Origin of the sequence: Pseudonocardia sp. Ae150A_Ps1, from assembly GCF_001932315.1 — a bacterium.
Lineage (GTDB): Bacteria > Actinomycetota > Actinomycetes > Mycobacteriales > Pseudonocardiaceae > Pseudonocardia.
Genome location: NZ_MCIJ01000001.1, coordinates 1,227,886 through 1,240,725, shown reverse-complemented (window position 1 = coordinate 1,240,725; position 12,840 = coordinate 1,227,886). Strand labels below are relative to the sequence as shown.

At 73.7% G+C, this 12,840-nt stretch carries 11 protein-coding genes; 9 read left to right on the top strand and 2 right to left on the bottom strand.

Translation table 11 applies throughout. The annotated features are described in order from the left end of the window. Nucleotides 1–372 precede the first annotated feature (372 nt). Together Ae150APs1_RS05350 and Ae150APs1_RS05345 are read left to right on the top strand one after the other, a co-directional pair. Nucleotides 373–1,851 (top strand): hypothetical protein, encoded by a 1,479-nt coding sequence (locus Ae150APs1_RS05350; RefSeq protein WP_075296187.1) that lies wholly within the window; start codon nucleotides 373–375, stop codon nucleotides 1,849–1,851. 198 nt (nucleotides 1,852–2,049) lie between these two features. Next, on the top strand, nucleotides 2,050–3,477 hold the full coding sequence (locus tag Ae150APs1_RS05345; RefSeq protein WP_075296185.1) for a dicarboxylate/amino acid:cation symporter: 1,428 nt from the start codon (nucleotides 2,050–2,052) through the stop codon (nucleotides 3,475–3,477). 6 nt (nucleotides 3,478–3,483) lie between these two features. On the opposite strand, the gene Ae150APs1_RS05340 is transcribed toward Ae150APs1_RS05345, so the two are convergent. Continuing rightward, nucleotides 3,484–4,380 carry an SAM-dependent methyltransferase gene (locus Ae150APs1_RS05340; RefSeq protein WP_075296183.1) on the bottom strand — a complete coding sequence of 299 codons (897 nt, stop codon included), beginning with the start codon at nucleotides 4,378–4,380 and terminating at the stop codon, nucleotides 3,484–3,486. A 180-nt stretch (nucleotides 4,381–4,560) separates the two neighbouring features. Here Ae150APs1_RS05340 and Ae150APs1_RS05335 point away from each other — a divergent pair, with 180 nt between their 5' ends. The 5 genes from Ae150APs1_RS05335 to Ae150APs1_RS05315 all read left to right on the top strand — a co-directional run bounded on the left by Ae150APs1_RS05335 (nucleotide 4,561) and on the right by Ae150APs1_RS05315 (nucleotide 9,098). Next, nucleotides 4,561–5,175 (top strand): Pr6Pr family membrane protein, encoded by a 615-nt coding sequence (locus Ae150APs1_RS05335; RefSeq protein ID WP_075296182.1) that lies wholly within the window; start codon nucleotides 4,561–4,563, stop codon nucleotides 5,173–5,175. 108 nt (nucleotides 5,176–5,283) lie between these two features. Beyond that, a complete protein-coding gene (locus Ae150APs1_RS05330) occupies nucleotides 5,284–6,432 on the top strand; it encodes an acetyl-CoA C-acyltransferase (protein ID WP_075296180.1) in 1,149 nt (382 codons plus the stop codon). Between the two features lie 84 nt (nucleotides 6,433–6,516). Then, a complete protein-coding gene (locus tag Ae150APs1_RS05325; RefSeq protein WP_075296178.1) occupies nucleotides 6,517–7,278 on the top strand; it encodes a 3-hydroxyacyl-CoA dehydrogenase in 762 nt (253 codons plus the stop codon). A gap of 28 nt (nucleotides 7,279–7,306) precedes the next feature. Beyond that, nucleotides 7,307–8,458 (top strand): acyl-CoA dehydrogenase family protein, encoded by a 1,152-nt coding sequence (locus tag Ae150APs1_RS05320; RefSeq protein ID WP_075296176.1) that lies wholly within the window; start codon nucleotides 7,307–7,309, stop codon nucleotides 8,456–8,458. A 7-nt stretch (nucleotides 8,459–8,465) separates the two neighbouring features. Continuing rightward, the gene (locus Ae150APs1_RS05315; protein WP_060575612.1) at nucleotides 8,466–9,098 is read left to right on the top strand and encodes a TetR/AcrR family transcriptional regulator; all 633 of its coding nucleotides are present in this window, start codon (nucleotides 8,466–8,468) and stop codon (nucleotides 9,096–9,098) included. Nucleotides 9,099–9,100: 2 nt separating this feature from the next. Here Ae150APs1_RS05315 and Ae150APs1_RS05310 read toward each other — a convergent pair whose 3' ends face one another. Next, a complete protein-coding gene (locus Ae150APs1_RS05310) occupies nucleotides 9,101–10,429 on the bottom strand; it encodes a GGDEF domain-containing protein (protein WP_075296174.1) in 1,329 nt (442 codons plus the stop codon). 699 nt (nucleotides 10,430–11,128) lie between these two features. On the opposite strand from Ae150APs1_RS05310, the gene Ae150APs1_RS05305 reads away from it, so the two are divergent. Both Ae150APs1_RS05305 and Ae150APs1_RS05300 read left to right on the top strand, forming a co-directional pair. Next, on the top strand, nucleotides 11,129–12,535 hold the full coding sequence (locus Ae150APs1_RS05305) for a SidA/IucD/PvdA family monooxygenase (RefSeq protein WP_249266218.1): 1,407 nt from the start codon (nucleotides 11,129–11,131) through the stop codon (nucleotides 12,533–12,535). 37 nt (nucleotides 12,536–12,572) lie between these two features. Then, entirely contained in the window at nucleotides 12,573–12,782 is a 210-nt protein-coding gene (locus Ae150APs1_RS05300; protein ID WP_010224654.1) for an MbtH family protein, read from the top strand. Nucleotides 12,783–12,840: the final 58 nt, after the last annotated feature.

The following is a 12,840-nucleotide window of genomic DNA, read 5'->3' as shown; positions in this document are numbered from 1 at the left end:
CCGGACCCGTCGGCCGGTGCTGCCGGAGCCGGGCCCGACCGGTCCGACGCGCCGGTCGCGGGCGCGGGGAGCCTGCCGCGGCCCGGTGCGGTGGCCGGGTCCGGAGCCGTTCCGCGGCCCGGCCCCGTCCCGCGACCGTCCCCGTCCCGCCGACCGTCCCCGGTCCCGCGGGGGGCCACCGGTCCGGCGGACGGGGGGACGGGTCGAGCGCCCGCGGTGCCGGCGCAGGCCGGGCCCCCGGGCCCGGAGCCCGGTGAACTCCCCCGTCCGCCGGTTCCGCGTCGTGGGCTGCGGTCCCCGATGCAGGTCCCGAGACCACCGGACAGTGCCGGTCCGGACGGCTCGGTACCGGACGGCCCAGGTCTGCACGGCGTGCAGGCCCCCGCGGACGTCGCCGCGACCCCGGGGAGCGTTCCGCGGAATGCCACGGCGAACGGCACCGCGAACGGCACCGCGAAGGGCACCGCGAACGGCACCGCGAACGGCACCGCGAACGTTCCGCGGAACGCGCTGATGAAGGACCCGGGGAGCGGCCCCGGGGACCGCGCCGTCGACGGGGTCGCGAACGGCGCGGTGAACGGTTCCGCCCCACTCCTCGCCGTCGCGCCCGGCCGGGTCGCGGCCGGTCCGGGGGTCCGCGTCCCGGTGGGGCGCGGGAACGGCCCGCTGCGTGAGGCCGGAGCCGTCCTGGCCCGCCGGCGTGGACGGGTCGTCCTGCTCGGAGTGCTCGCCGCGGGCACCGCCGCCGTGCTGGCCGTGCTCGTCCCGCCCCCCACCGTGGCGACGGCGACGCTCCAGGTCGCGACGGTGGGGTCGGCCGATCCTGCCGCGGCCACCGCCCGCGCGCTCGGCGCCGCGGCGACGACCGCGTTCACCGACCGCGTCGCCGAGCCGGCGGGGGCCGTGCCGGAGGTCACCTCGCCGGCGCCCGGGACGATCGAGGTCCGCGCCACCGGTCCCGACGCGGCGGCCGCCACCGCCGCCGTCGACGGGGCCGTCACCGCACTGACGGAGCAGGTCGCCGCCGTCGACGCGGCCGTCGACGCGGCGGGCACCGGCCCGGTCCGCGCCGAGCTCGACCGGCGCGCCGCGGCGGCGGCGTCCGACAGCGGCGGCACCGCGCCCGATCCCGTCGCGGACCAGCTCGGCCGGGTGCTGGCGGACCGCACGGGGCAGGCGACCGTCGTCGTCCCAGGGGCGGCCGCGGTCGCCGGGCCCGCGGTCCCGCTCGGCTGGTGGGTCACCGGGGCCGTGCTGCTCGGCGGGCTGGCCGTGCCGGTCCTGGTCGGCGTGGGCGTCCCCGCGGTCCGGCGGGGCAGGCGTCTGCTGCCGGAGGCGGACCCGGCCGCGGCACTGCACGACCGGATCGACCCGCCGGTGCTCGCGCCGGGCCGGGCACCCGGGGCGGTGCCGGTGCTGGCCGACGCCTACCGCCGGTGGCTGAGCGGGTTCCCACAGGTCACCGTCGTGCAGCTCACCGCGGAGCCGGCCTGCGACATCGCCGGCGAGCTGGTGAAGGCCGCGACGCTGGTGGGGGACCGGCGGGTGTACGCCGATCTCACGCCGGGGGCGCCGGCCGGTGATCCCGGGGCGGGGGTGCCGGTCGTCCGGGCGCTGCGGTCCCCGCGGCTCCGCCAGGAGGACCTGCGTGCGCTGCGCGACGCCGGGCCGACGGTGCTCGCGGTGCAGACCGCCGGGACGCGGGCGTCCGACGTGGAGCTCGCGGTCGCCGCCCTGCGTGCGGTCGGTGCCCCACCGGTGCTCTGTCTGGTGTGGCCCGGCCGGTTGCCGCGGGACCCGGCGCGGGTACCGCTGCCGCGCGACGCCAGGACCCGATCGGTCCCCGTCTGACCGTCACGCGCGTGACGGGGGGTACACCGTGCCCGGGAAGGAAGCGGGCACACCGGGCGTTGTGGGACCACGTGCGGGGACGTGGACTGGTGATGGTGCGCAGGCGGGTGATCGACCTGTGCCGGCGCGTGGTGTCGGGCTGTCCGGCGTGACCCGGCCCCGGCAACCGTCACCACCGCACCCCGAAGGATCCCCATCGTGTCACTCGTCGTCCGTGCGGCCCGCGCCTGGCGCAGGCCCCGCGTGTTCGCCGTCCTCACCCTCGCCGGTCTCGTACTCGGCGCCCTGCTCGGGCTGACCGCCCGGCTCACCGGGGCCGACTGGCTGGCCTCCACACTGGACACCGTCGGCAGCCTGTTCACCGGGCTGCTGCAGTTCACCGTCGTGCCACTGGTCTTCCTCGCGGTCGTCGTCGGCATCGTCAGCCTGCGCGACCTCGGCGGCGGCCGGACGGCCGCCCGGCTCGGCGGCCGCACCGTCGCCTGGTTCGCCGGCACCTCGTTGATCGCCGTCCTGATCGGGCTGGCCATCGGCATCGTCGGCCGCCCGGGCGCGGGGATCTCGGTCGCCGCGGACCCCGAGGCCGTCCAGGAGGTCGGGGAGAAGACGGTCGGGTCGTGGCAGGCCCTGCTCACGGGGATCATCCCGGCGAACCCGGTCGCCGCGTTCGCCGAGGACAACGTCCTGCAGGTGGTCCTCGCCGCGCTGCTGGTCGGCGCAGCGGCCTACGCGCTGGGTGAGAAGGCCGAGCCGTTCGTCGCGTTCTCCCGGTCGGCGTTCGAGATCGTCCTGACGATCATCGGATGGATCATCGTGCTCGCGCCGGTCGGCGTGCTCGGCCTGATCGGCAACGCGTTCGCCACCTACGGCAGCGGCTTCGTCGGCTCGCTGCTCGGCCTGATCGTCACGGTCTACCTGGGCTGCGCGATCGTCCTGTTCGGGGTGTACCCGCTGCTGCTGCGCGTCGTCGCCGGCATCGGCCCGCGCCGCTTCTTCTCGGTGACCTGGCCGGTGCTGCAGTTCGCGTTCGTGTCGCGCTCCTCGGGCGCGTCGCTGCCCCAGTCCCGGCAGGCCGCGATCGACCTGGGCGTCGACCGGAACTACGCCGGCTTCGCCGTGCCGCTCGCCACGACGACCAAGATGGACGGGTGCGCCGCCGTCTACCCGGCCCTCGCGACGATCTTCATCGCGCACATCTCCGGGATCGAGCTGGCCGTGTGGCAGTACCTGGTGATCGTGGCCGTCGCGGTGTTCGGTGCGCTGGCCACCGCCGGGACGACCGGCTGGTTCACGATGCTGACCCTGACGCTCGCCGCCGTCGGCCTCCCGCCCGAGGTCATCGCCGCCGGGATCGCGGTCGTCATCGGCATCGACCCGATCCTCGACATGATGCGGACGGCGACCAACGTGGCCGGTCAGATCACCGTCCCGACGGTCGTCGCGGCCCAGGAGGGCATCCTCGGCCGGGACGACGCGGCGGCCGACGCCGATGGCGGGGTCCCGGACGCCGGTGACGAGGCGTCGGAGTCCCGGGACGGGACCCCGGCGGCCGGCGACGGGCAGCAGGCGACCGGGGACGACGACCGGACCGTCGCCCCCGCCCGCGCCGGGAGCGCCGGGGCCTGAGCCGCCTCAGCGCTCCGCGTCGACGATCGCGGCGTGGGTGACCATGCCCGCGGCCGGTCCGGACGGCACCCGGCCCAGCTCGGCGCCGAGGTCGCCGATCCCGCGGCCGCGGGCCCGCCAGCCGTGCCCGCGCAGGACGTCGACCGCGGCCGGTCGCCGGCGGGTGTCCCAGAGCTCGGCCAGGTCGCACCCGGTCGCGGACCCGAGCTCGCGCACCGCCGGCGAGTGCATCCACCCGTCGGCGGCGGCCTGGTCGAGGGTCTCGACGGCGATCCGGCTGCCCGGCGCCGACAGCTCGGTGATGCGGGCGAACAGGTCCGCCTCGGCGTCCGGCGGCAGGTAGGGCAGCAGGCCCTCCACCAGCCACGCCGTCGGTGCCGCCGGGTCGAACCCGGAGTCGCGCAGCGCGGTGGGCCAGTCGTCCCGCAGGTCGCACGCGACCGGGCGGTACCGGCCGTGCGGCACGGCCCCGGCCGCGTCGAGGACGTGCTGCTTGAACGACAGCACCTCCGCCTGGTCGATCTCGTGCACGGTGACGCCCGACGGCCAGGGCAGCCGGTACGCCCGGGCGTCCAGCCCCGCCGCCGGGACGACGACCTGGCGGATCCCGGCGCCGGCGGCGGCGAGCATCAGGTCGTCGAGCACCCGGGTGCGGATCGCCATCATGTCGACGAGCGCGTCCCAGGCGGGCCCGCCCGCGGACGTCAGGGGCGCCGCGGGCTCGGCGGCCCGCACGAATCCCGGGGCGAACCGGTCGGTGGCCAGTGCGTCGGGACGCTCGGCCTCCGCGGCGCGGGCCGCGGCGACGGCGAGCGCGGTGAGCCCGACGCTGCGGGTCACGCCCCAGCCGCCGGCGACCGTGTTGCCCCCGGCGGGGACGTTGCCGTGCTCGGTGGTGGACATCGGACCTCCTCCTCGTGAGGGATGCTCACCATTCACGTTGCACGACGGAACGATCAGGTGCGAGCGGCGGGCGGCACCGGATAGCGTGGATCACCCCGCGGATCGTGCCGCCCGGCCCGCGGGGCGCTCGCCCGCACCGGGAGCCGGGAACGGCGGCCCGTCCCGTGGAGTTGAGCGGGGGTGACCCCGGAACCCGCCCCCGGCCGTCGTGACGCACTCGTCGTGCCGGTGCGCGCCGCGATCGTGCTCTGCGTGCTCGCCGCGCTCGTACTGGTCGAGCTGACCTCGCGCAGCGGCGTGACGTGGCGGCTGACGACCTTCACCTACCAGGTCAACGTCCTCGCGGCGGCGTTCTACGCCTGGATGCTGGTCGCGCCCCGGGCACGGCGTGCCACCGGACTGCGGGCCGCGGTCGTGGTGTACCTGCTGGTCGCGGGCGTCGTCTGGCTGCTGTTCCTCACCGGCCGCAGCATGGGCTGGACGCCGGCCAACGTGCTGCTGCACGTCGTCGTCCCGCTCCTCGCCCTGGTGGACTGGACGCTGGTCCGGCGGGCCGGGCCGCCGGTTCCGTGGTGGCGCCCGCTGGTCTGGCTCCTGTTCCCCGCCGCGTACCTCGCGCTCGCCGTCCTCGTGCTGAACGGGGCGGGCCGGCGGGCGCCGTACTACTTCCTGGATCCCGACGCCGTCGGTGCGGGTGGGCTGGCCTGGAACATCGTCCGGCTCGCCGCCGGGTTCCTCCTGCTCGGCTGGGCCGTGCTCGGACTGGGCCGGCTGGCGGACCGGATCCGGGCGTGACGCGGCTCGCACGACCGCCAGGCAGTCAGTCCTGACTGTTTCCTGCTACCGTCGCCGTCGAGAACGGCGCCCGGTGGCGCCGGAACCCGTCGCGAAGGAGCGTGGGACGTGCGGGACGCAGTCATCGTCGAAGCGGTGCGCAGCCCGGTCGGCAAGCGCAAGGGCGGTCTGGCCGGGGTGCACCCGACCGATCTGTCGGCCCACGTGCTGCGGAGCGTGGCGGAGCGGTCGGGTGTCGACCCGGCTGAGATCGAGGACGTGATCTGGGGCTGCGTGTCGCAGTCCGGTGAGCAGACCCTGGACATCGCCCGCAACGCGGCGCTGGCGGCGGGGTTCCCGGAGTCGGTGACGGGTGTGACGGTCGACCGGCAGTGCGGGTCGAGCCAGCAGTCGGTGCACTTCGCGGCGGCGGGCCTGATCGCCGGGCAGTACGACGTGGTCGTCGCCGGTGGTGTGGAGTCGATGACCCGGGTGCCGATGTTCTCGTCGAGCCAGGGCGAGGACCCGCTCGGTGCGGACTTCGCGGCGCGGTACGGCACCGCCCCGAACCAGGGTGTGGGCGCGGAGATGATCGCCGAGAAGTGGGGCTTCTCGCGGCAGCAGCTCGACGAGTTCGCGCTGCAGTCGCACGCGCGTGCCGCCGAGGCGCAGGACGCGGGCCGGTTCGACGGCCAGATCGCGCCGCTGGCCGGGGTCGCCGCCGACGAGGGTGTGCGGCGGGGCGGGACGCTCGAGGGTCTCGCGCAGCTGAAGACGGTGTTCGAGGAGGCCGACCAGGGTGGGGTGATCCATGCGGGGAACTCGTCGCAGATCTCCGACGGGTCGGCGGCGTTGCTGATGACGACCTCGGAGAAGGCTGCGGAGCTGGGGTTGCGTCCGGTGGCGCGGGTGCACACCGCGGTGCTGGCGGGTGCGGATCCGGTGATCATGTTGACGGCGCCGATCCCGGCGACGGAGAAGGCGCTGGCGAAGTCGGGGCTGGGTCTGTCGGACATCGGGGCGTTCGAGGTGAACGAGGCGTTCGCGCCGGTGCCGCTGGCGTGGCTGGCCGACATCGGTGGGGACGACGCGGGTGTGGCGCAGCGGTTGAACCCGAACGGTGGGGCGATCGCGCTGGGGCACCCGCTGGGTGGTTCGGGTGCGCGGATCATGACGACGCTGGTGCACCACATGCGGGACAACGGCATCCGTTACGGCCTGCAGACCATGTGCGAGGGCGGCGGGCAGGCGAACGCCACCATCCTCGAACTCCTCTGACACACACCTCTGATCCCGGTGCGTCGCCGCCGCACGCGTGCCGGCGGCGCACCGATCCCACAGCTCCCCGGAAGGACTGGATTCATGGACATCACCGGCGCCGTCGCCGTCGTCACCGGCGGCGCCTCCGGCCTCGGCCTGGCCACCACCGAGAAGTTCGTCGAGCAGGGCGCGAAGGTGGTGATCATCGACCTGCCGTCGTCGCAGGGCGAGGCCGTCGCCGACAAGCTGGGCGAGAACGTGCGCTTCGCACCCACCGACGTCACCGACGAGGCGCAGGTGCGGGCCGCCCTGGACCTGGCCGAGGAGCTCGGCACCGTCCGGGTCACGGTCAACTGCGCGGGCATCGGCAACGCGGAGAAGACCTTCGGCAGGAAGGGCGCCTTCCCGCTGGACGGGTTCACGAAGGTGATCAACGTGAACCTGATCGGCACGTTCAACGTGATCCGGCTGGCTGCGGAGCGGATCGCGACGGCCGAGCCGGTCGACGGGGACCGCGGCGTGGTGATCAATACGGCGTCGGTGGCGGCGTTCGAGGGTCAGATCGGGCAGGCGGCGTACTCGGCGTCGAAGGGTGGCATCGTCGGGATGACGCTGCCGATCGCGCGTGACCTGGCCGACCTGGGGATCCGGGTGTGCACGATCGCGCCGGGGCTGTTCGAGACCCCGCTGCTCGGGTCGCTGCCCGAGGACGTGAAGGCGTCGCTGGGCAAGCAGGTGCCGCACCCGTCGCGGCTGGGGCAGCCCGCGGAGTACGCGAAGCTGGCCGCGCACATCGTCGAGAACCCGATGCTCAACGGCGAGACGATCCGCCTCGACGGCGTGATCCGGATGCAGCCGCGGTAGCGGGCCCGGCGCGAGGAGGAGACGTCCGATGCGGCGCACACTGTACGAGTCCGACCACGAGGACTTCCGGTCCGCGTTCCGAGCCTTCGTCGACAAGGAGGTCGCTCCGCACGGGGAGCGGTGGACCGCCGACGGGATCGTGCCCCGGGAGCTGTTCACGACGGCCGGCGCGAACGGTTTCCTGGGCATGGACGTGCCCGAGTCCTACGGCGGCGGCGGGGTCCCGGACTTCCGGTTCAACGCCGTCGTCATCGAGGAGCTGATGGACGCCGGTGCCGGCGGCCTGGGCCTCGGGATGACCCTGCACAACGACATCGTCATCCCGTACCTGCTCGCCTACGGCTCCGACGAGCAGAAGCAGCGCTGGCTGCCGGACGCGGTGAGCGGGAACGCGATCCTGGCGATCGCGATGACCGAGCCCGGAACCGGCTCGGACCTCGCCTCGATGACGACGACCGCGGTCCGGGAGGGCGACCACTACGTCGTCAACGGGGCGAAGACGTTCATCACCAACGGCATCAACGCCGACCTGGTGGTCGTGGCGGTGAAGACCGACCCGTCGCAGAAGCACAAGGGCATGAGCCTGCTGGTGCTCGAGCGCGGGATGGAGGGGTTCGAGCGCGGCCGGAACCTGGACAAGCTGGGCCAGCACGCGCAGGACACCGCCGAGCTGTCGTTCACCGACGTCCGGGTCCCGGTGGGGAACCTGCTCGGGCCCGACGAGGGCCAGGGCTTCGCCCAGCTGGTGCAGAAGCTCCCGCAGGAGCGGCTCTCGATCGCACTGGCCGGTGTCAGCGCCGCGCGTGCGGCACTGCGGTGGACGCTGGAGTACGTGAAGGAACGGAAGGCGTTCGGCTCGCCGATCGGCTCGTTCCAGAACTCGAAGTTCGTGCTGGCCGAGCTGGACACCGAGATCGACATCGCCGAGCACTACGTCGACGACTGCGTGCGCGCCCTCAACGCGGGCGAGCTGACCGCGGTCGACGCGTCGAAGGCGAAGTACTGGTGCACCGAGCTGCAGGGCCGGGTCGTCGACAAGTGCCTGCAGCTGCACGGCGGCTACGGCTACATGAGCGAGTACCCGATCTCCACGGCCTACGCCGACGCCCGGATCACCCGGATCTACGGCGGCACGACCGAGATCATGAAGGAGGTCATCGGCCGGGGTCTGGGACTCTAGTCCGATCATGACCACCGAGCGGACACACGGTACGAGGACCCGGGCGCAGCGGTCGGAGGACAGCCGCGCCCGGATCCTCGACGCCGCCGTCGCCTGCCTGATCGACGGCGGCTACTCCGGCGCGACGACGCTGACCATCCAGTCCGCGGCCGACGTGTCCCGCGGCCGGCTGCTGCACCACTTCCCCTCACGGGACCGGCTGCTCGTCGCCGCGGCCCAGCACCTCGCCGTCAAACGGGTCGCCGACACCGAGGAACGGGTGCGGCGGGTCGTCGAGGAGAACCCGCCCGCCGACGCCTTCGACCGGGCCGACCGGGTCATCGAGCTGCTCTGGGAGAGCTTCTCCGAGCCGCACTTCTGGGCCTCGATCGAGCTCTGGACGGCGGCCCGGGCGAACGGCGAGATCGCCGACGCGCTGCGGCCGGAGGAGCGGCGCCTCGGCGCGGCCATCCGGGCGTCGATGGCCCGCATGTTCGGTGACGAGCTGGCGTCGCGCCCGCGCTTCAAGCAGGTGCGGGACCTGCTGCTGACCTCCATGCGGGGTGCGGCCATGACCTACACCTTCGATCCGCGCGACCCGCGGGACGACTCGATGCTCGCGCAGTGGAAGGACCTGGTCCGGGCCCTGCTGGCCGGGTGAGCTCAGGTCCCGCAACTCAGTCCGAACGGCGGGGCCGCGGGCTCGCCCTGCGGCGCGGGTTCGGAGTGCCGGACCCGGACCTGGTTCCGGCCGGCGCGCTTCGCCTCGTACAGTGCCGCGTCGGCGGCCGCGAGCAGGGTGTCGAGATCGTCGCCGTGGTCGGGGGACGCCGCGACACCCACCGACACCGACAGACCGCTGATGCGGCCGGCCGTCGAGGTCGGCACGTCGAGCGCGGCGACGCTGCGCCGGATCCGCTCGGCGACCTCGCGGGCCCGGCCGAACACCACGTCGTCCGGGCGCAGGCCGCCCAGTGCGACGACGAACTCCTCGCCGCCGAACCGGCCGGCCAGGTCGTGGTCGCGGATCTCGGCGGTGAGGACCCCGGCGACGGCCTGCAGCACGTCGTCGCCCGCGAGGTGCCCGTACCGGTCGTTGACGCCCTTGAAGTGGTCGAGATCCAGGATCAGCACGGCTGCGGCGCGGTCCGTGCGACGACATCGCTCCAGCAGCCGCCGGCCGCGCCAGCGCCAGGCGGCCGGGTTGAGCAGGCCGGTCTTCGCGTCGGTGTCCACCTGCGTCTCGAGCTGGCGGACGAGCGTCGTCTGCTCCAGCACGGCCAGCGGGAGGACGGCGAGCAGGACCAGCCACGGCGAGGTGTGGGCGATGATGACCGCCACCAGACCGCCCAGCGAGAGCGTGGCCAGCTCCAGCAGGATCTCCCCGCCGAGCAGCAGCGGCAGGAAGCGCGAGCCCGGCCGGGTCAGCCGCAGCACCGACACGACCAGCAGGGTGTTCACGCACGCGTAGACCGGCAGGGCGACGAGGACGACGACCGCCTCCCGCACGCTGGTGGCGGGTCCGGCGGGGACGAGCAGGCTCACCACCGCCACGGCGTGGACGGCGAGGACCACGGTGGTGGTGCTGAACAGGTGCCGGTGCACCGGTGTCCCCGCGGGGTGCGAGACACGCAGGAAGAGATGGGTGTAGACGGCGAGGACCACGGCCGTCGCGACCGGCGCCGGTAGCAGCAGGGCGGCCGAGAACGTCCAGACCGAGGTCATGTTGACGAACCGCGTCTCGGCGATCCGCTCGGCGTTGCGCGACAGCTCGGTGTGCGCGCCGGCGACGACGGTGAGCAGCGCGGCGAGCAGCAGGTCGGCTCCGTCCGGCACGGGCGCGGCGAGCACCCCTGCGACGACAGCACCGACCGCCACCGCCTCGGCGGCGAGCACGAACACCACGGCCCCGGCCGGCAGCTCGCGCAGCGTCCACCGCCCGGACGGCCACCAGCGGCGCCGCGCGTGCGGTACCGCCTGGTGCGAGGTCACGTCGGGGATCCGTCCGTCAGTTGCCGGGACAAGTAAGCCTCACATTACCCACGGGTACGGGCCGGTTCCCGGCATGGACGGCACCGTCACCGGGGTCCGCGGTGAACGGCACACCACGCACGGTGAACGCCTCAGGGGAACCTCAAATCGGTGACGCTGCGTCGTCGAATCGTTACACTGGTGGATCGTGTCACTCGACAGAGATCACCCATGAGGGTGTGATGGTGGCTCGGAGACCGCCGCCGGTGAGCGGCGGCGACTAGAACGAGGGGGGTTTCGTCGTGCGCAACTGGGAGTGGTGAGCACCGCGCGTCGCGCGCGGCGCCACGGCATGCGTCCAGGGTCCGTTCCCGCCGTCGGCGGGGCGGGCCCTTCCGTGTTCGCGGCTCCATCGTCCAGGGTGCGTGGGCCATGTCATGTCCGCGCGCCCGCCCCTCTCCGGCGGTGTCGGAAGGCGTGATCCTCTCGTCAATGACGACGATCCGCGAATGCGATTCAGGACACGCCCGGACGGCCCTGAGTGGACGGTCCGTCATTACGGCCATTCGGGTGACATGCGGGTCACGTCATGATTCTGACCTGCGATGACGATCGTGTTACGCGGCCCCCGGAGGATCACCCCCTAGGCGGGACGTACGACTCCGTGTTGCAGTTAGCCTCGCCTTATCTGAGGCGTGCCGATGCAACGAAAGGACAGTGATGGCCACTCCTTCGAACGCGGATCCCCACTCCGATCAGGAGATTCTCGATGTCGTGGGGGTCGGGTTCGGACCGTCGAACCTCGGCGTGGCCATCGCGCTCCTCGAGCACAATGCTTCGGTACCCGCCTCACGCAGGATGACCGCGCGGTTCGTCGAGCGCCAGGAGCGCTTCGGCTGGCACCGCGGGATGCTGCTGGAGGACGCCACGATGCAGGTGTCCTACCTCAAGGACCTCGTGACGCTCCGCAACCCGACCAGCAGCTTCTCCTTCCTCTCGTACCTGCACGACCGGGGCCGGCTGGCCGACTTCATCAACTACGGGTCCAGCTTCCCGACCCGGCGCGAGTTCCACGACTACCTGGAGTGGGCCGCCGCGCGGGTGGGGGAGATCGGCGCCGGTGCCGGCGGGAACGTCGGGGTCGGTTACGGCCGCGAGGTCGTCGAGGTCGTCCCGGTGCGTGGCGAGGGCTCCACCGTGGACGCCGTCGACGTCGTGGTCCGGACGGCGGGCGGGACGGTCGAGCGTCTCCGCGCGCGCAACGTCATCCTCGCCTGTGGTCTCACCCCGGCCATGCCGGACGGCGTCCGCACCGGCGGCCGCATCTGGCACAACCGTGACCTGCTGTTCCGCACCGGCGAGCTCGACGGCACCGAGCCCACCCGGTTCGCGGTCGTCGGCGCGGGCCAGAGCGCCGCGGAGACCGTCGCGCACCTGCACCGGACCTTCCCCCGCGCCGAGGTGCACGCGGTGTTCGCGCGCTACGGCTACAGCCCTGCCGACGACACGTCGTTCGCCAACCGGATCTTCGACCCGGCCGCGGTGGACGACTTCTACTCCGCCCCCGACGAGGTCAAGGAGCGGATCCTCGGCTACCACGCGAACACGAACTACTCCGTGGTCGACCCGGAGCTGATCGAGGAGCTCTACCGCACCCACTACCACGAGCGGGTCGCCGGGACCGAGCGTCTGCGGTTCCGCAACGTGTCCCGGGTGGCCGACGTGGTCGAGGTCGCGGACCGGGTGGAGCTGGCGGTCGAGTCCCTCATCGACGGCTCCCGCGAGGTCATCGCGGCCGACGCCGTCGTCTACGCGACCGGATACCAGGACACCGACCCGCTGTGGCTGCTCGGCGGCGGGCTCCCCGGGGCCTGCGGCCGGGACGGCTCCGGCCGGCTCGACGTCCGCCGCGACTACAAGGTCGGCACCACCGAGCTGGCCGACGGCACCGCCGTCCGTGCCGGGATCTACCTGCAGGGGCCGACCGAGCACACGCACGGCATCACCTCGACGCTGCTGTCCAACATCGCCGTCCGCTCCGGCGAGGTCGTCGCCTCGCTGGCCGGGCTCGGCGCCCCCGGCGGGACCGAGGTCCCGGCCGGCGCAGGCGCCCCCGCCGCGGTCTGAGCCGCACCTCCACGACCACCGCCGACCTGGGAGAACCGTGTCCACCAACCCCTTCGACGACCCCGACGGCACCTTCTACGCCCTGGTGAACGACGAGGGCCAGTACTCGCTCTGGCCGGCGTTCGCCGAGGTCCCGGCCGGCTGGACGGTCAGCCACGGGCCGGCTGCCAAGCCGGACTGCCTGGAGCACGTCGAGCAGCACTGGACCGACCTGCGCCCGCGCAGCCTGCGCGAGCGCACCGGCTGACCGCACCGGACGGGCGTGGCCGGACCGGGGGAGACCCCGCGCACCGGTCGCGCCCGTT